Source organism: Paenibacillus sp. P3E, from assembly GCF_001909045.1.
GTDB lineage: Bacteria > Bacillota > Bacilli > Paenibacillales > Paenibacillaceae > Paenibacillus_AQ > Paenibacillus_AQ helianthi.
Genome location: NZ_LVWH01000003.1, coordinates 1 through 19869, shown reverse-complemented (window position 1 = coordinate 19869; position 19869 = coordinate 1). Strand labels below are relative to the sequence as shown.

The window sequence follows — 19869 nt, the reverse complement described above, 5'->3', positions numbered from 1 at the left end:
GTTCTTAAAAGAGTAAAAAGCAGCAAAATAGCGATCCTCCGGTCATTGGAGGATCGCTGTTTTTCGTTTTTGGTCATTTGCGGCTTGCTTCATTAGATTACCGCCGGAAGCCCCGGCTATAGAATTCTTTAATCTCTGATCAGGTACGCTCATCCGTAAGGTACGTTTTCACTGGTGGCGGCGAATAGCTCAGGAATTGCTGGATCATGCCGTCTGGAGTGGTATCGGTGAGGACCATTGAGCGGTGCTTTTCCAGCATGAACTGCTCCCGGGCCATCTGGTCGAACAGGGTAATCAGCGGATCATAATAATGCTGGACGTTCAATATGCCGCAAGGCTTCTGATGCAGTCCCAATTGCGCCCACGTAAAAATCTCAAAGTATTCCTCCATTGTCCCCGGGCCGCCCGGCAAAGCGATGAATCCTTCAGCCAGCTCCGACATTTTTAATTTGCGTTCATGCATCGAATCTACCACGATCAGTTCCGTGAGCTGCTTGTGCTCAATTTCCCGGCTTTTGAGAAAATGGGGGATGACCCCGATAACGTTCCCTCCGGCTCCCAGAGCGGCGTCCGCCACCTCGCCCATGAGGCCAACCGTTGCCCCGCCGTAGATCAGGGTGATGCCGTGTTCTGCCAGTGCTTTTCCCAGCGCATGGGCGCTTTCCTTGTAGACGGGGGAAGCTCCGTCACGCGATCCGCAAAATACAGCGATACTTTTCATAGGTGAATAACTCTCCTTTGCATAGTAAATTCACTTACCGGAAGCCGTCTCCCGGAGCAGACTTCTTAACGGTAGCACATCAATCCACTTATTGCACTCGGGTAGGATAGAAAGCGGGCATTGATGTAATGGACCCGGGGGAATGTGCGGCTTGTCATTGTATCCGGGGTGGCATTCCGTCTGAATGGGAATAGGCTTAACAAATAGAGATGTACAAAGGGAGATGGCTATGAGTAAGCGTACCAAAAGATCAATGATTGTACTTCTGTCTGTTGTTGTTCTGTTCGTGCTTCTGGTTAGCGTACTATTCACGGCAAGCGGTGTATTCAAGAAGGCGAAGTATTTGGATCCCTGGAAGCGGGATTATGCCGGACAATTCGAAGATCCACGCCTGCAATTGGCAGCATACGGGCTCCTGGCAGCGAATGGACACAATATGCAGCCCTGGAAAATCCGCCTAGACAAGCAAAATCCACTTAAGCTCTCCTTGTATACAGATCATACGAGGCTTGCGCTGGAAACAGACCCATTGGCCCGGCAGACCCTAGTCTCGCAGGGAACCTTTTTGGAATACCTTAAGGTTGCCGGTGAGCAGCTTGGGTATCAGACGGAGATTAAGCTGTTCCCGGATGGTGAGTACGATGAGCAGAACTTAAGCGAGAGCATGGATCAGAAGGCTGTGGCGGACATTATACTCACCAAGACAGCACCTCAGGTGAATCCGTTGTTCGACTATCTGTTTTTGCCGGATACGAACCGGATGGCCTATAAGCCTGATCCGCTGACACCGGAGCAGACAGCTCAGCTGAAGCAGACCAATGATGATAAGGATTTAACCCTAACCCTACTGGAGGATTCCGCCAGCATTCAGAAGCTGGGAGCCTATGGAGTAGAGGGGACGAATATCGAAACCGGACTTGCGCGGATGAATGACGAATCAGCACGCATATTCCGTTCCAATGAATATCAGAAGAATAAATACCGCTACGGGTTCTCCTTTGAAGGACAAGGAACCACAGGTGTGAAGAAACATCTCCTTCAGGGGATGATTACCCTCTTTCCGTCGTTTAATAACGAGAAAGCATCAACCAAGCTTGCCGTTCAGGCAGCCCGGGAGGCAGCGGACCACTCACCGGCCTACGCTCTGATTGTGAGCAAGGACAATAGCCGCACTAGTCAGGTTAAGGCGGGCATGCTCTACAGCAGGTTGATTCTGGCCGGACATGAGGAAGGACTGGTGATGCAGCCTCTGAGCCAGGTGCTGGAGGAATACCCTGAAATGAAGGAGCCTTACACGAGGATTCACAAGGAGTATGCTCCGGGTGGCGGAACGATTCAGCTCCTGGTCCGCGTGGGCCAGCCGACACAGGATACCCCGCTGAGTATGAGAAGAGAGGTTACGGATCTTATTGCGGACTGAGTAGGAGTAAGTTTGAGTAAGAGCAAGTTTGAGTAAGAGCAAGCTTGAATGGATAAACTTCCAGCCATGTATTTTAGATGGAATTCCCTGGTGTCTTCATGGGTACCGCAAAGACAGATGATGTCTTGCGGTATTTTTTTTGCTCTTTTCCAAAGAACAAAGACTCAGCGGAATGAACTAAGAAAACCACGACACAATCTTTAATTTGGAGTAAGACGCACTAATTGGATTATGCTACGATTTGGGTTGAGAAAGGGGGCGGCTTTTCTATTGTTGTAAGCGCTTTAACAAAATCCGTTTAGAGGAGTGCAAACATGATCAAAATGTTCAAACATTTCTTCCCGGTTTTTCTGGCGGTGATCCTGCTGATTCCATTTGGCGGGCTTGCTCCGGATGTGAAAGCTGAAACTCTGCAACAAGAAGAGACCACTACGGTTTATCATGAAACCTTTGCAGGGGGGGCAGGCGGGGCCGTTCAGTCGGGTGGTGCAAGCCTGACGGCTGTCACCGGTAAAGGTTTTGCCGGCAATGCTGACGGAGCAGCGTTATACGTAAGCAACAGGGCGAACAACTGGGATGCGGCTGATTTTAAATTCAGCAGCCTTGGACTCGAGAACGGAAAAACCTACACGGTGACCGCTGCCGTTTATGTTGATGCGGGTGTAAATCTGCCGGATGGTGCCAATGCGGCGCTCCAAACCGTAAGCAGCTACGGTAATTATGCAGAAGTGCCTTATGTAGCTGGTACAGCCGTTATTTTGACGAAGGAATTCACCGTAGATACAAGCAAAGATCAAGCCTTGCGTGTGAACTCCAATGCAGCCGGGGCTGCGGTTCCGTTCTACATCGGAGATCTCCTTATTACAGGGAAGGGAGCTACGGACGGTGGAGAAGAGCCGCCTAGAGACCCGGCGCTGCCTTTCAACACTATTACTTTTGAAGACCAGACCCCGGGCGGTTTTGAAGGCAGAGCCGGGACGGAGAAGCTGACCGTCACAGGGGAGGAGAACCATACCCGGAATGGTTCTTATGCTTTGAAGGTAGAGAACAGATCTGCTACCTGGAACGGGCCTTCATTGCGTGTGGAGAAATATGTAGACAAGGGAAGCGAATATACCATATCGGCCTGGGTCAAGCTGTTGGATCCCGCAAGCTCCCAGCTCCAGCTGTCTACGCAGACCGGCAGTGGAAGCAGCGCGAATTATGTGGCTCTTTCACCCAAAACCATCAGCACCAGCGACGGCTGGGTTAAATTCGAGGGAAGCTACCGCTATAACAGTGTAGGCGGCGAATATTTGACCCTCTATATCGAAAGCTCAAATCAGGCAACCGCGTCCTTTTATATCGATGACATCAGCTTTGAGAAAACCGGCACAGGCCCAATTGCCATACAGAAGGACCTGATTCCTGTAAAAAATGCCTATCAAAACAATTTTTTGATCGGCAACGCAATCACAAGTGAGGATCTCGAAGGCGTCCGGCTTGAGCTTCTAAAAATGCACCACAATGTCGCTACCGCTGGCAATGCCATGAAACCGGATGCGCTGCAGCAGGTGAAGGGGAAGTTTACCTTTGAGGCAGCGGATGCAATGGTAGATAAGGTTCTGGCTGAAGGGATGCAGATGCATGGACATGTACTGGTATGGCATCAGCAGTCTCCGGTATGGATGAATACGGCAAAGGATGGAGCTGGGAATACCATTCCCTTGGGACGGGACGAAGCGCTCGTTAACTTGAAGACCCATATCCGAACCGTGATGGAGCACTTTGGTGACAAGGTAATTTCCTGGGATGTCGTCAATGAAGCGATGAACGATAACCCGGCGAATCCCTCCGATTGGGAAGGGTCCCTCCGTCAATCTCCATGGTACGATGCCATTGGACCAGACTATTTGGAGCAGGCTTTCCTGACAGCGAGAGAAGTGCTGGACGAACATCCCGATTGGGATATTAAGCTGTACTACAACGACTACAACGAAGATAACCAGAAGAAAGCACAGGCCATTTACAATATGGTTAAATCCATCAACGAAAAGTATGCGCTTACCCATCCGGGAAAGCTCCTGATCGATGGCATCGGCATGCAGGCGCACTACAATGTGAACACGAACCCGGAGAACGTGAAATTGACCTTGGAAAAGTTTATTTCCCTGGGCGTCGAAGTAAGTATCACCGAGCTGGACATTCAGGCTGGCAGCAACAATCAGCTTACTGATAAGCTGGCGGATGCCCAGGGTTATCTGTACGCACAGCTGATGGATATCTTCAGGGCTCATGCAGCCCATATCAAGCGCGTGACCTTCTGGGGACTGGATGACCATACGAGCTGGAGGGCCGCGTCCAACCCGCTTCTGTTCGACAAGAACCTGCAGGCTAAACCGGCGTACTATGGCGTCATTGATCCTGCAAAGTATAGGGTAGAGCACCAGCCTGATCCCACGGATGCCTACCAGTCCACCGCGAATTATGCCACACCTGTTGTGGACGGGACGGTTGATGCGGTCTGGAGCAATGCGGCCCAAATGCAGGTTAACCGGTACCAGATGGCTTGGCAGGGTGCAAGTGGTGTGGCGAGAACCCTGTGGGATGATCAGAATCTGTATGTGCTCATCCAGGTTAGCGATGCCCAGCTCGATAAAAGCAGTGCTAACGTATGGGAACAGGATTCCGTCGAAATGTTCCTGGACGAAAACAACGGGAAAACAACGTTCTACCAGGATGATGACGGACAATTCAGGGTTAATTTTGACAACGAAACGACCTTCAATCCGGCAAGCATCGCTGAAGGCTTCCAATCGGCCACCCAGGTTACCGGAACCAACTACACGGTTGAAATGAAGATTCCCTTTAAAAAAATAACAGCCGGCAATAACAAGAAACTGGGATTTGACATACAGATTAATGATGCCAAAGACGGTGCCCGTCAAAGTGTTGCCGCATGGAATGATACGACCGGAAACGGCTATCAGGACACCTCTGTGTACGGCGTATTGACCCTATCCGGTAAACCCGCTGGTTCAGAACCGACAGCGACACCAACGGCAACTGCAACACCAACACCAACAGCGACATCAACGGCAACCCCTACACCGACGGCACCCGTTGTTACCGGTAACGGCAGTGTTAGCGGATCTACTCCACAGGCAGGAAGTGTTGTGAGCAAAGACGGCGTGGTTACGATCAAACCCGAAGTGAAGACTGATGGCGGAGGGGCCAAGGCAGCAGTTTCGGGCACCGACCTGAACAAAGCGCTTGAACAAGCCGCTCTGTCAGCAAACGGCAAGAAACAGGTCATCATCGAAGTGCCGAAACAGGCCAACGCCCTATCGTATGAAGTGCAATTGCCGGCCCAACATTTAAAGGGTACGGAAAACTTCGTTCTTTTACTGAAGACAGACCAAGCAATCCTTGAGATTCCAAGCAACATGCTGACCAGCATGACCGAAAACATGGAATTCGTGTCCATCCGAGTAAAAGAAGGCTCCAAAGACCGTCTGGCAGCGGCAGCCCGTGACCGGATTGGCAGCGGTCCGGTGATCGAACTGAGCGTGCTTGCTGGCGGCCAGGTTATGGCATGGAGCAATCCGAATGCGCCTGTTAAGGTATCTATTCCCTACACGCCAACGGCGGAGCAGCTTAGCCATTCAGATTCGCTAGTGGCCCTGCACCTCGCTGACAATGGCAGCATGACCCCAATCCCTAATGGCCGATATGACATAGGAAGCGGAGCGCTTGTATTCCAGACCGCCCAAGTTGGTACTTATGCGGCAGCGTATACGTCCATAGGCTTTGAAGATATGGGGAACGTGCCTTGGGCACAGCAGGCAGTGTCCGCCATGTCAGCCCGTGATATTATCCAGGGCACCTCCCGGAGCAGCTTCTCGCCAGCTGCTTCGATGCAGCGGGGGGACTTCATCGCACTTCTTATGAGAGCCCTTGAGCTGAACGGCTTAGGCCAGGACCAAGCCGCATTCAGCGATGTCCAGAGGGACGCTTATTACAGCAAAGAACTTGCTGCCGCGAAGCAACTGGGCATCGTCTCCGGCTATGAAGATAACACCTTCCAACCGGATCAGGCGATTTCCCGCCAGGACATGATGGTGATCGCTGCCCGCGCTCTGGCAGCAGCCGGTAAGAAGGCCAGCGGCAGCAGAACACTGAGTGTGTATTCGGACGCAGACCAAATCTCTGATTATGCCAGAGAGAGCCTGGCATCCTTGGTGAAATACGGCATCGTGAACGGGAAGAACGGCAAGCTTGCTCCGGGTGATGCGCTCACCCGCGCTGAAGCGGCAGTCATTGTGTACCGTATTTGGAAGCTGTAATCACCAGCTCATACACACGTTATCCTTTAATAGAAAACAGCCAGCCGCGGGTAAAATTTCCGGCGGTTGGCTGTTTTGTGAATTCTAACAGACAATTATTTGCAGGCAAACGGATGTATTTTCAAACGGACAGGCCTATAATCATTCCATCGAGATGTTTCCGTTCACTTGAGTGTTTAAGGAGCCTGCCTATGAAGCCTGTTTCTTTCAATCTATTCGGACAACGCTTAACCATTCTGCCCAAAATCATTATCTCCTTCCTGGTTGTGCTTATCCCCATTCAAACGCTCAGTCTGATGATGAACCATTCGAGTGTAAACAAGGTTCAGAACGAAATCCTGCAATCCAGCGCCTCCAATGTGCATTTTTATCTCAGCTCGCTGGAAACGGAGATCAACCGGATTCTCCGCCTGGAGCGGGAATATATCAGCAGTGACGGTGATTTCCTCAAGGCGGGGGTCATTCCCGATTCGATGGACGATTATGAACGGGGCCAGACCATATTACGAATTGAGAACAAGCTCTCCATTCTCAAAAGCTCGAGTCCGTATATCAAGGATATCCGTATCTATTTCCCCAGTCTCGGCCGTACGATTTGGACAACAAGCTTCAGCAGCACCATCCCCGATGATGAGATCAGAGTGATAGCCGGTAAAGACAAGCGGACGCAATCTCCGTTTACTTTTGTGAATAATCGTCTGATTCTTGGAATGCTGTATCCGACTACGGGAAATGACATGATGTTTATGATAGAGGTAGAGCTGTCTATACCGCTATTGCAGCAGTCCATGGCACAAATGTCAGGCAAGAAAAATGCCGGCTCCATTCTCTTGAATGAACCTGAACAATGGGTCATAGGGGATACGAACGATGAATCCATCACCCGATCGATCCGCCAATGGGTATCCGGACAGCAGAACCGTCAGACGGCAAGCGGAATGGACCGGATTGAAATGGACCATAAAATGTATCTGATTTATTATGAGCAATCGGAGTCTCTTGGCCTCACGCTTGTCCATTATGTGCCGGAAGCGGAAGCATTAGGTGTGTTGAAGCAGTATCAGAGCTGGTATTGGGTCATTACGCTGGTCTCTATTCTGATTGTTTACATATTTTCCTATGGAATCTTTCTGCTTATCCATAAGCCGATGCGGCGGCTGGTCAACTCTCTGGCACAGGTGGGGGAAGGGAATCTGGAGCTCCGCCTACAGCACCGTTACAATGATGAATTTCAGGATGTATTTCAGCAGTTCAATACGATGGTAAGCCGGATCGGCACCCTGATCGGGGAGGTATCGGAGCAGCAGACACGCTCTCAGCATGCAGAACTGAAGCAGCTCCAGTCCCAGATCAATCCTCATTTTTTATATAACAGTCTCTTTATTCTGCTGACGCTAATCCGGCAGGAAGATAAAGACAGTGCGGAGCGGCTGGTGCTTCACATGGGCAATTACTTTCGTTATATCACCCGTACCGGCGAGGACGAGGTATCACTGGAGAATGAAATGATGCATACCCAGGCCTACGCAGGTATCCAGTCCTTAAGATTCCCGGATATTCAGATCCGCTGGGGTGAAATACCGGAGGCTTGCCGGATTGTCCGGGTTCCCCGGCTCATCCTGCAGCCTCTGGTAGAGAATGCGTATCTGCATGGACTGGAGAAGATGGAGGGACCTGGGCTGCTGCTAATTGAAGTGGAGCACCATGAGAATCTACTGATGATTCGAGTAGAGGATAACAGCGGGCATCTGAATCCGGAAATGATTGAGGAGCTGAACCACCGGCTGCACACGATCGCTTATTCGGGGGAAACAACCGGAATGTTCAATGTACACCGCCGCCTGCAGCTCAGATATGGGCAAGCCTACGGTCTGGAGCTCGCAATAGGTCATTCGGGAGGGCTCTGTGTAACGCTGCGCATCCCGCTCTAGCCCTGCTATAGAAGGAGGATTTCATGAGTAAGTTATTGATTGTGGACAATGAGAAGATTATTGTGGACGGACTGGTTGGGTATTTTCTGGATCTGAAGCTGGATGCGCTGGAGGTGTATGGCACGCATTCCGGTAAGGAAGCGCTCCGGCTGCTGGAAGAGACCAAGGTGGATATTGTGCTGTCCGATATCCGTATGCCGGGAATGAGCGGGCTGGAGCTGCAGCAGCAGGTATCACAGCGATGGCCGCATTGCCGTATGATTTTTCTCTCCGGCTATGATGATTTTCAGCTGATCCAGCAGGCTATGCGCGGAGGGGCCGGTAATTATATTCTGAAGACCGAAGGGTATGAGGTTATTGGAGCGGCAGTCATAGCTGCACTCCAGCAGCTGCAGGAAGCTGTCCGCTTCCAGAGCTTGATCGAGCGCTCCAGAGAGCAGTTTCGCTCCACACTGCCGTATATGGGCAAAGAACTGATGAATCGTCTGCTGCAAGGGGACCCGGTTGCACTGACCCAGCGTGTGAAACAGTTCGAGCATCTTCAGATTCATCTGGACAGCCAGTCTCCGGTGCTGCTGTTCCTCACACGTATCGATCATTGGCGGGGAATAACCGCCCCGTCTGACCGGGCGCTGATCATCTATTCCATCCAGAATATCGCCGCAGAATATCTCCATCCGTTCTTGTCGTGCTACTCTTACCCCTATGAAGCTTCACGGATGATCTGGTTTGTTCAACCCAGAGAGGACGAGAGTCTTACGGAGACGGACAAGCTGCGGCGGCGTTCTCTGCTGTTCCTCCAGCACTCGCTGGAGGATATTCAGGCGGCTTGCCATCAACTGCTGAATATTACACTTTCCTTTGCCGTCGGCAACTCCTTTCACGAATGGGACGCACTGCAGGAGCCTTTCGAATCGCTGAAGCTGCTGCTGAACCGGGGGCTTGGCATCAAGGAGGAAGCGATTCTGCTTGAGACTGCGGATGCCGTCCATCCCGCTCCCGGAGAGAGCACCCCGAGACATGCACCGGCAATTTCCTTTCAGATACATAAATTGCAGGAGCATTTGGAGAATGGGGAGCGGGGAGAGTTCTACGATCTGCTTGGTCATATTCTCGGGCTGCCGGTGCGGGCGGACGGAAATGAAGAGATGATCCGGCTGGAGGTTGCCTTATCACTCGGCGGGATGTATTTGTCAGCCATTAACCGGTGGGGGATCTGGCAGGAGATTGCCAGACAGCTGGATCTGGATCTGCTCTTCCGTATAGGGGCAGAGAGGGATTGGAATGAATACAAAGCTTACTTTATTCAACTGGCCGATGTGTTGTTTGATTGCAGGACCCTTCAAAGTACGAATCAGGAGAATGACATCGTTGAGAAACTGGAGCATTATATCAGCAGTCATTTAGCGGAGGATTTATCCATGACCAGACTGGGCATGGTCTTCAACCATCATCCCTATTATCTCTCCCGATTGTACAAGCAGACCACAAAGACTGGTCTGCTGGATTACATAACAGAGCTGCGGCTGAATAAAGCGAAGCTGCTGCTGCAAGAGAGCGACTTGCGTGTTCAGGAGGTTTCCCAAGCAGTCGGCTTTATTTCTGAAGGGTATTTTTACCGTTTTTTCAAGAAAACAGTAGGAATGACGCCGAGTGAATACCGCGAGAAGCCCAAACTGTAAATAAGACAGTTCATCTGTAAATTGAATAGTAGAGAGGCTGATTTCCCCCATGCTATGGTTATTTTGGCAACACCATTATTATAGAAATGGGTGATGACATTGAGTAGAAACGCATGGACGGGAAAAAGAAAGAGGGCCTCTTTGCTTCCAGCTGTGATAGCCTTAGTGCTGCTAGGGGCAACCACAGTGAGTGCCGGCGACACCTGGCCGTTCACTGGTGAAAGCGCTCACGGAGCCAACCAGCCTAGTGTACATGGCTATACCAGCAGTCAGATTGCCAACTGGACCCCGCAAACGGATCCTGATTCTGCGCTGCTCCGGTCCCGCGTGCCACTGCAGACCCGAATCGCCCCGTTTACGGCAACACAGGCGAATCAGACGCTGAATCCTAGTGTGCAAATGGGCACCATTGCCGGGGATTATGGAAATGCTTTCATTGAGAATGCCCCCTATACTAACAAGTTTGCCCAATACCATTTCAACTTCTGGCAGTACACCGATTATTACTCTTACTGGCATGGAACAGCCACCGCATATACCCCACCTTCCTATTACGACAGCCTGGCGCAGTCCAACTGGCAGGAGAAGTGGTTCGAGTTCGGGATGCTGAACATCCCGAATCCAACCTATACCGATGCCGCGCACAAGAATGGGGTTCTCTCCCTGGCAGGCATCTTCTTCTCCAATAATGACCGCGGTCAGCAGACCTATAAGCAGATGCTCGTTAAGAATGCCAGCGGCCAGTTCACGGTAGCCCTCAAGCTGATTGAAATGGCCCAATACTATGGCTTTGACGGGTTCTTCATCAACCAGGAAGAGCTGAGTCCTGACATCGCCGTCGCTGATATTCCGAATTACATCGCATTTATGAAAGTTCTTCAGGACGCCGGACTTTATGTGCAGTGGGATGATTCGGTCAATACCAGTACAGGTGCCAATACATTCGCCCGCACCTTCAATGCCAATAATATTTCCTTCCTGTACAACGGCGGGAAGCAGGTATCCAATTCCTTCTTCTTCGATTACGGGATGACCGGCACACAGATTACCAATGCAATCAATTATCTTAACAGCTTCAATACCACCAATGGCACCAGCTATAACATTCTTAAGAATGGATTCGCAGGGATTGAAGCGGGCGCCAACCGCTGGAGCACCACGAACAGTTCGCAGCTGAGCAGCAAGCTGAGCGGAGGCGTGCCCAGAGTCAGCCTGTCTACGCTCGGGGCAGATTTTGTGCATTCCGGCCTGGATGAGGATATGGGATTGTCTTATCCGGTCAGCCACCGGTCAGAGAATAAATATCAGTGGATGACGACCTTGCGTGAGCAGCTGTGGTGGTCCGGTCCTAATGTTAATCCGAAGAACACAACCCCATCTTCCACCAATACAGTTACTGATGTATACGCAGATAACCGTAATTGGCCGGGTGTAGCCTCGGTTATTGCTGAACGCTCGGTAATCGGCGGGAACAACTTCAGCACCAGCTTCAATACGGGACACGGGCTGTCTTACTACGTGAACGGAGCGGTCTCCAATACAGCGGAATGGTCTAACATGAGCTTGCAGGACATTCCGGTGACCTGGGAGTGGTGGCAGGATACAGCCGGTAACCGGCTCGCTGTTGATTTTGACTATGGCCCTTCCTATGACCTTACCGGCACAACCCGGTTCAGCTATCAACAAATCGGAGGCTACAAAGGCGGCAGTTCACTTGTGGTCAAAGGAAATCTGAATGCGGAGAATTTTCTCCGTTTGTATAAGACCGACCTTAGCGTAAATGCCAATTCCAAGGTATCTGTTACCTACAATAAGCCTTCCAATACTGACACCTCCACGATGTATATCGGACTTGTAACGGCAGCCAATCCAACTACAGTTGTCAAAATCGCTGTTCCCGGCAGCGGCAACAAGACCACAGGCTGGACCACTGCTGAGCTCAATTTGAGCGCCTATGTAGGCCAGAAAATCGCTGCGCTCGGACTTGTCTATAACCCTGGCTCCGCCGCAGTTGCCAATTATCAGATGAACGTCGGCCAGCTCCGCGTGTATGACGGATCAGCAGTTTCCCCGGCAGCTCCAACCGGACTTGCCATCGCTTCTGCTTATCCGGGTACCGGAGAAATGGTGCTCAACTGGGATATGAACACCAACTATGCCCAGGTCAAACAGTATAACGTGTACGTTAATGACATTTTTATGGGCGGCAAATATGACAGTATGTTCTATATTAAGAAATTACCTGCCCAGTCGGGCACCATCAAGGTTGTTCCTGTAGGTGCTGACGGTAATGAAGGAACGGCTGCGACCCTCGCCTACAACCTGAATAATGCGGTTTCGAATCTGAGCGCAAGCTCACAGTCCAATGGTGATTTGACCGTATCCTGGACGAATCCGGCCGGGGTAGCAGGCTCGATCAAGGTAACCGTTAAATCATTGAATCAAATCACGACTCCAGCGGCTGTCTCGGCTCAAACCACAGTTGCCCAAGGAACTACCTCGGCTACCTTCAGCAATCTGCCGGTGAACGGGGATGATTATGAGGTAACTGTAGCTATCGGCAGCAATCTGCCGGTATCCAAAAGCGGCAATTTCATTGATGTGGTCTGTGCTCCTTATGCCGAGAGCTGGTCATGGAGCGGGAATACGCTGAATCTGCCTATGCCTACGACCCGGGATTGGCGTTATCTGTACGTGTATGAGAACGGAACACCAAGATCCTTCGACACCACTTACAGCAGCGGCAGCAAACCCCGTATTATCCGGGGGCGCACAACCAAGGCAAGCCTGAGCTTCACCTCCACGACTACTTCTGTATACGTGGTCATGGAAGACTATGCGGGCAATCTTTCAGCTCCGCTTACACTTAGATAGACGAATTCTAGGGAGGCTATTACATGCACACGAGCAAAAAGGTGATAGGAAGCAGTGGTCTAGCTCTTATTCTGGCCATGGTATTGGTATTGTCAGGCTGTTCCGACAATGAGGCCCAAGTGAACAATGAACCGAAGGCACAGGAAACAGCGGCCGGCACTGCCGGAACCAATGCCCCTGCAGGACAAAAGGACGGGAAGTATGATCCTCCGGTTGAGATTGTAGCGGCACAGCTGGCAGAATCCAACTGGGTATATGATTCCGGAGATGATATTAACAACAATGTGTGGAGCCGTTATTTCAGCGATACCCTTGGCATCAAGGTGAAGCTGGATTGGACCGCGGCCAAGGCAGAGGATTATACCAACAAACTGAATGTCATCATCGGCTCGGGAGATAATCTGCCGGATATGTTTCAGGTCAATTCCACTCAACTGCAGCAGCTTGTTGAGGAGGGCCAGCTTGCCGATTTGACAGAAGCCTTTGAGCAATCTGCCAAGCCGTTCACCAAAGAGCTGATGAACAAGGACGGAGGCATCGGGATCAGCTCCGCTACTTTTGACGGCAAGCTTATGGCGCTGCCTAATCTGGCGGGAACCATAACCAATAATGATGTGCTCTGGCTGAGATCGGACTGGCTGAAGAAGCTGGGACTGGCCGAACCTGCAAGCATCGGGGATTTGGAGGCTATCGCCGATGCCTTTGTGAACAAGGACCCGGATGGAAACGGCAAGAAGGACAGCTACGGGCTGGGCATCGCCCAGGGTCCGGTAATGACTGGAGGAGATGTTGCCGATCTCGGTGGCTGGTTTGCCGGATTTAAGGCCTATCCCGGAATGTGGGTGAAGGGCAGCGACGGCAAGATTGTCTATGGCGGCATTCAGCCTCAAGTCAAGGAAGCTCTGCTTAAGCTGCAGGAGCTGTACAAAAACGGACTCATCGACAAGGAATGGATTGTCAAGGATGGAGGCAAGCTGGGCGAGGATATTATTGGCAATAAGCTTGGTATGTGGTATGGCGGGAACTGGAATTCGCTCTGGCCCATTGATGTCAGTAAGAATGCCGATCTGGTCAACTTGAAGCCTTATTCCATTGTATCCGTAGATGGCAGCAAGCCTGTGGTTCAAGCGGTCAACCCAACCGTCAACTCCTATACGGTCATCCGCAAAGGATACGAGCATCCGGAGGCGGCTGTGAAGCTGCTGAATGAATTCCAGGAAAAAATGTGGGGAGCAACGTCCGAGAATGCCAAATTCGGGGCAAATATGAATGTTACACCGGTCGTCAGCTACTTTAAATATCCGCTCGTGCAATCCTGGCCGACCACCAAAGATATTCCCGATAATCTCGATGCAGTGGAAGCGGCGCTTGCCTCTGGAGATTCCTCCAAACTGAATTCCGAGCAGATCGAAGCCTTCAACGCAATTCAAGCTTTCAAAAAAGGAGATATCGCCAAGGGCTACGGCACCATGCGCCAATTTGACGCTTTTGCCATTATCAAAAAAGATAATTTGCCGAATCAGCTGAAATCCGAGTTTTACGGCGCTCCTACTCCAACCATGGTGACCAAAAAAAGCTCGCTGGATAAGCTGGAGCAGGAGGTCTTTACGAAAATTATTATGAATAAAGGCTCCGGCGAGGATTTTGACAAGTTCGTAGCGGACTGGAACTCTCTCGGCGGTGACCAAATCACCAAGGAAGTGAATGATTGGAAAGCCTCACATTAAAAGAATATCGGTGAGCGGAGGGGGAGGATTCTTCCCCTTCGCCTATTCGAATGGCCTCATATCAATAAATGGATTGAGGGAGACGAAGAGAATGCGCTATCTGAGGAGTTTCAAAGAACATACAATCCTGCACCTGATGCTGCTTCCCGCTCTAATTCTCGTGCTGGTCTACTGCTATTATCCTATGGCCGGCATTGTGATAGCGTTTGAGAAGTTCTCAGGATTTAAAGGGATGCTCCATTCCCCCTGGGTGGGCTTCGATAATTTCACCTATGTGTTTAAAATGCCGGAGTTTCTGCCGGTGCTGCGAAATACGGTATGGATCGCCGTGATGAAAATGATTGGGAATTTGATTGTGCCCATCCTCATTGCCCTGCTGCTCAACGAGGTGGTGCACACTTTTATCAAAAAAGGTGTTCAGACCCTGATCTATCTTCCCCACTTCCTCTCGTGGGTCATTCTGGCCGGGATTCTGAAGGATATTCTTTCGCCCTCCTCCGGTGTGGTCAATCAGGTGATTGCCTTCTTCGGGTTCAATCCGGTGTTCTTTCTGGGGGATAATCAATGGTTCCGTTTCGTACTGGTGGCCACCGATATCTGGAAAGAATTTGGCTTCAATACGATAGTTTATCTGGCAGCTCTTACCGCAATTAATCCTTCCCTGTATGAAGCCGCGCTGATGGATGGTGCCTCGCGATGGAAGCAGACGCTGAATGTGACCCTCCCGGGGATATTGCCGATTATTATTCTCCTGGGGACACTGAGTCTGGGCAATGTGCTGAATGCAGGCTTTGACCAGATCTTCAACCTGTACACACCTGCCACCTATTCTTCGGGAGATGTGCTGGATACACTGATTTACCGCATTGGGATTGTTGATGCCCAGTACAGCGTATCTACAGCTATCGGACTATTCAAATCGCTGATTTCGCTATTCTTCATTTCGAGCTCCTATTATCTGGCCTATCGCCTGGCGAATTACCGAATCTTCTAATTAAAGGGGTTCCTGATATGTATAAACGTTCAAAATCCCGGATGCTGTTTATGATCTGCAATTATGTCTTCCTGATCGCCTTATCTATCGTTTGTCTTCTGCCTATGCTCAATGTGCTGGCGGTCTCCTTTAGTTCTTCGGGCGCGGTAAGTGCAGGTCAGGTCAACTTCTGGCCGGTGGATTTCAATCTCCACTCTTATGCAGTCGTGATGAAGTACGGCACATTCATGCATTCCCTGTTCAACTCAGTCGAACGGCTTGTGCTCGGCTCTGTACTGAGTCTTTTCATCTGTGTCCTTACCGCTTATCCGCTCTCCAAGGAAAACGATAAGTTTCCCTGGAGAAGCATTTATGCATGGGTTTTCGTCATTACAATATTGTTCAACGGCGGTCTGATTCCTTCCTATCTGGCAGTAAAACAGACGGGGCTGCTGGATACGATTTGGGCTCTGGTTCTCCCTGGTGCCGTTAACGTGTTCAATGTCATTCTCGTCCTGAATTTTTTCAGGGGGCTGCCTAAAGAACTGGAAGAATCGGCATTGATGGATGGTGCGAACCATTTGACCGTGCTCTTCCGCATCTATCTGCCCGTTTCCCTTCCCTCGCTTGCGACCGTTGCGCTGTTAACGATGGTATTCCATTGGAATTCCTGGTTCGATGGACTGATCTATATGAAAAGCCCGGAGCATTATCCGCTCGCGACTTATCTTCAAGCCGTTACAATAGATGCCAATTCGCTGAAAAATATGAAAATGCAGGACCCGGATACCTTGAAATTCGTGTCGGACCGTACGGGACGGGCAGCTCAGATCTTTCTGACAGCGCTCCCCATTCTGCTTGTTTATCCATTTTTACAAAAGTATTTTGTGAAGGGTCTCGTACTCGGCAGTGTTAAGGGATAACTCCAGGAAAGGGAGGTCAGAGAAGCTTATGAGTGACAAGTCTAATCAGCGCTCCCCCCAAGAACGGGCAGAGCATCTGCTGGGACAGATGACCTTGGAAGAAAAGGCTGCACAGCTGGTTCAGCCCTTCGGCTGGCAAGTCTACGAACATACTGAAGGGGAGATTACTCTTACTGAGGATTTTAAACGTCAGGTAGCAGAAACGGGCATCGGCTCGCTCTACGGCATGCTCCGCGCGGATCCGTGGACCGGAGTGACCCTGGCCAGCGGTCTGTCCCCGCGCCAGGGGGCGGAGGCAGTGAATGCGATTCAGCGTTATGCCATCGAGAACTCGCGCCTCGGCATCCCGATCCTGATCGGGGAAGAGTGCTCGCACGGCCATATGGCCATCGGGGCGACCGTATTTCCGGTTCCGCTGTCACTGGGCAGCTCGTGGAATGTGGACCTGTACCGGGAGATGTGCCGGGCGGTGGCACTGGAAACCCGGAGCCAGGGTGGAACGGTGACCTACTCGCCGGTGCTGGATGTGGTGCGCGATCCCCGCTGGGGCCGGACGGAGGAATGCTTTGGCGAAGATGCCTACCTGATCAGCGAGCTGGCGGTGGCCGCCGTGGAGGGGCTGCAGGGAGAATCGCTGAGCAGCCCGGATAGTGTGGGTGCTACACTGAAGCACTTCGCCGGGTACGGCAGCTCCGAGGGCGGCCGCAATGCCGGTCCGGTGCATATGGGCTGGCGCGAGCTGCTGGAAGTGGATCTGCTGCCGTTCAAGAAGGCGGTGGAAGCCGGCGCGGTGTCCATTATGCCCGCCTACCATGAGATTGACGGCGTGCCCTGTACAACGAATACCGCACTCCTGGAGGAGATTCTCCGGGGGGCATGGGGCTTTGACGGCCTCGTGATTACCGATTGCGGCGCCATCGAAATGCTGGCCGCCGGCCATGATGTCGCTGAGGACGGTTTGGATGCGTCCATCCAGGCCATCACAGCGGGGATCGATATGGAGATGTCCGGCGTCATGTTCGGAGAACATCTCGTCGGTGCTGTCCGCAGCGGCAAGCTGGCGGTGGAGGTTCTGGACCGCGCCGTGCAGCGGGTGCTGGAGCTGAAGTTCAGGCTCGGCCTGTTCGAGCAGCCGTACGCCGATCCGGAAGCGGCCGAGAAGTTCATCGGCAGCGCGAAGCACCGGGAGCTGGCCCGGAAGCTGGCTGCGGAGAGCATCATTCTGCTGAAGAATGAAGGCGGGACGCTGCCGCTAAAGGTCAGCGGGGGCAGCAGTGACAGTGAACGTGACAGTGGTAGTGATAACGGTAGCGGTAGCGTTGATGGCGTCCGTGCGAGCGGCGTAGGCAATCCTGGCAGCGATGGCGGCGTCGGTGCGAGTGGTGCAGGCAACAGTGGCAGCAGTGGCGGCATCCGTGCGAGCGGCGTAGGCAACGGTAGGAGTGGCAGCATTTGTTCGAGTGGCGCGGACAACAGCCTGAGCGGCTGCGTCAGTTCGAGTGCCACAGGCAATAGCGGCAGCGGGAGCACCGGCAAGGTTGCGGTCATTGGCCCGAACGCCGATGCGCCGTACAATCAGCTGGGAGATTATACCTCACCGCAGCCGCGGTCCAGTATCGTCACCGTCTTAGACGGGGTCCGCAGCAAGCTTGGAGCAGAGCGGGTGCTGTACGCCCCCGGCTGCCGGATCAAAGGCGAGGACAGGGAAGGCTTCGAAGCCGCCTTGGCCTGCGCCGCACAGGCCGACACGGTGGTCATGGTGCTCGGCGGCTCAAGTGCCCGCGATTTCGGCGAAGGCAGCATCGACCTGAAGACCGGAGCGTCAAAGGTGACAGAGCATGCCTGGAGCGATATGGACTGCGGCGAAGGGATTGACCGGATCTCGCTGGCCCTCTCAGGTGTGCAGCGGGAACTGTTCAAGGAAATTCATCAGCTGGGCAAGCCGGTCATTGTGGTCTATATCAACGGCCGTCCGGTGAGTGAGCCCTGGATTGAAGAACATGCAGATGCCATTTTGGAAGCCTGGTATCCCGGCCAGGAGGGCGGCCATGCGGTGGCGGATATTCTGTTCGGAGACGTGAATCCTTCCGGACGGCTGACCATCTCCTGGCCGAAGGATGTGGGTCAGCTTCCGGTGTACTACAACGGCAAGCGTTCACGCGGCAAACAATATCTGGAAGCCGATTCGCAGCCCCGCTACCCGTTCGGGTTCGGACTGAGCTATACGAGCTTCCGCTACTCAGAACTCCAGGTGGAGCCGCAGGCAATCACGGCAGACCAAACCGCAACCGTAACGGTCACCGTGACCAACACGGGAGAACGGGAAGGTGCCGAGGTCGTTCAGCTCTACATTTCCGACGTGGTGAGCAAGGTGTCCAGACCCGCGAAGGAACTCAAAGGCTTCCGCAAAATCACGCTGGCTCCAGGCGCAGCGCAAATCGTAGAATTTGAAGTCGGCGCGGAGCAGCTGCAATATATCGGCCCGGAGGCTCAGCCTGTCGTGGAGCCGGGCGGATTCAAGGTGCTGGTGGGCCGTCATGTCAATGAGGTGCTGGAAGCCGCACTCGAGGTAACGGAGGGGTCACATGGAACGGATTAGAAGATTCATCCGCGAGCTGTCCGAGCGGCAATGGCTGGAGCAGCAGGCGCTGGAAGGCTGGGACATTCAGGCTTCGGTCTATACCGTGCCGGGTCAATATGACGGAATGCGGCCGTATACCGAAGGCGGAGATTTCAACCTGTTCCCGAGTGTGCAGGGAACCACCTATTTTTTTCGCCGTACACTGGAAATCCCGGCAGAATGGCAAGGGCAGCGTACGGGGCTCATATTTGAGTCGGGCGGCGAGGGCTTGCTGCGGGTGAACGGGGAATCCCGCCACGGCCTTGACCGGAACCACACCTTTGTAACCCTGGAAGCCTCGCCGGACGGCCGGCCGCTGGAGCTGGAAATCGAATTGTTCGATCCCATTCCCGAGCCGGTGGACCCGCTGAATCAGCAGGCGGTCATCCAGCCGCCGATCCGGGCCATCCGCACCTGGCTGGTACGGGTCAATGAGCCGGTCCAGAGCCTGATGTATACCGCCGTCATCGTCCGCGATGCGGCGATCCTGCTGCCCGAAGCGGATATGCGCCGCGCGCGTATGCTGGAAGCCTTGTACCGGGTGATGGATGAATATTTGAATTTAAATGAGCCTGAGGTTCGTGAAGGCAGTGCTGTAGCCGCCCTGGAAGAGGCGCTGCGTACAGATATTGCAGGGATTGGCGGCAACGCAGAAGGCACCATTCATATGGTC

Annotated in this window: 10 protein-coding genes and 1 pseudogene; 10 read left to right on the top strand and 1 reads right to left on the bottom strand. The window is 52.5% G+C overall.

Annotated features, from left to right (window positions below; all coding sequences use genetic code 11):
- Positions 1 to 139: 139 nt before the first annotated feature.
- Positions 140 to 721 (bottom strand): LOG family protein, encoded by a 582-nt coding sequence (locus tag A3842_RS01900; RefSeq protein WP_074085915.1) that lies wholly within the window; start codon positions 719 to 721, stop codon positions 140 to 142.
- A 229-nt stretch (positions 722 to 950) separates the two neighbouring features.
- On the opposite strand from A3842_RS01900, the gene A3842_RS01895 reads away from it, so the two are divergent.
- From A3842_RS01895 to A3842_RS01845, 10 genes and pseudogenes are all read left to right on the top strand, one after another.
- Positions 951 to 2141 carry an Acg family FMN-binding oxidoreductase gene (locus A3842_RS01895; protein ID WP_178382013.1) on the top strand — a complete coding sequence of 397 codons (1191 nt, stop codon included), beginning with the start codon at positions 951 to 953 and terminating at the stop codon, positions 2139 to 2141.
- Between the two features lie 314 nt (positions 2142 to 2455).
- Positions 2456 to 6466, top strand: a complete 4011-nt coding sequence (locus tag A3842_RS01890; RefSeq protein ID WP_074100249.1) for an endo-1,4-beta-xylanase — start codon at positions 2456 to 2458, stop codon at positions 6464 to 6466.
- 191 nt (positions 6467 to 6657) lie between these two features.
- Positions 6658 to 8397, top strand: a complete 1740-nt coding sequence (locus tag A3842_RS01885; protein WP_074100248.1) for a sensor histidine kinase — start codon at positions 6658 to 6660, stop codon at positions 8395 to 8397.
- A 23-nt stretch (positions 8398 to 8420) separates the two neighbouring features.
- Positions 8421 to 10079 (top strand): response regulator, encoded by a 1659-nt coding sequence (locus A3842_RS01880; RefSeq protein ID WP_074100247.1) that lies wholly within the window; start codon positions 8421 to 8423, stop codon positions 10077 to 10079.
- Between the two features lie 153 nt (positions 10080 to 10232).
- Positions 10233 to 12953 (top strand): endo-beta-N-acetylglucosaminidase, encoded by a 2721-nt coding sequence (locus A3842_RS01875; protein WP_305953363.1) that lies wholly within the window; start codon positions 10233 to 10235, stop codon positions 12951 to 12953.
- 23 nt (positions 12954 to 12976) lie between these two features.
- Positions 12977 to 14680, top strand: coding sequence for an extracellular solute-binding protein (locus A3842_RS01870; protein ID WP_074100245.1), 1704 nt, complete (start codon positions 12977 to 12979; stop codon positions 14678 to 14680).
- A 91-nt stretch (positions 14681 to 14771) separates the two neighbouring features.
- The gene (locus tag A3842_RS01865) at positions 14772 to 15674 is read left to right on the top strand and encodes an ABC transporter permease (RefSeq protein WP_074100244.1); all 903 of its coding nucleotides are present in this window, start codon (positions 14772 to 14774) and stop codon (positions 15672 to 15674) included.
- A gap of 17 nt (positions 15675 to 15691) precedes the next feature.
- The gene (locus tag A3842_RS01860; RefSeq protein WP_074100243.1) at positions 15692 to 16576 is read left to right on the top strand and encodes a carbohydrate ABC transporter permease; all 885 of its coding nucleotides are present in this window, start codon (positions 15692 to 15694) and stop codon (positions 16574 to 16576) included.
- A 28-nt stretch (positions 16577 to 16604) separates the two neighbouring features.
- Positions 16605 to 19175: a glycoside hydrolase family 3 N-terminal domain-containing protein gene (locus A3842_RS33125; RefSeq protein WP_256701430.1), complete on the top strand. Its 2571-nt coding sequence runs from the start codon at positions 16605 to 16607 to the stop codon at positions 19173 to 19175.
- A pseudogene (locus tag A3842_RS01845) lies at positions 19162 to 19869 on the top strand (alpha-mannosidase); the annotation flags it as partial. The gene A3842_RS33125 and the pseudogene A3842_RS01845, both read left to right, overlap by 14 nt.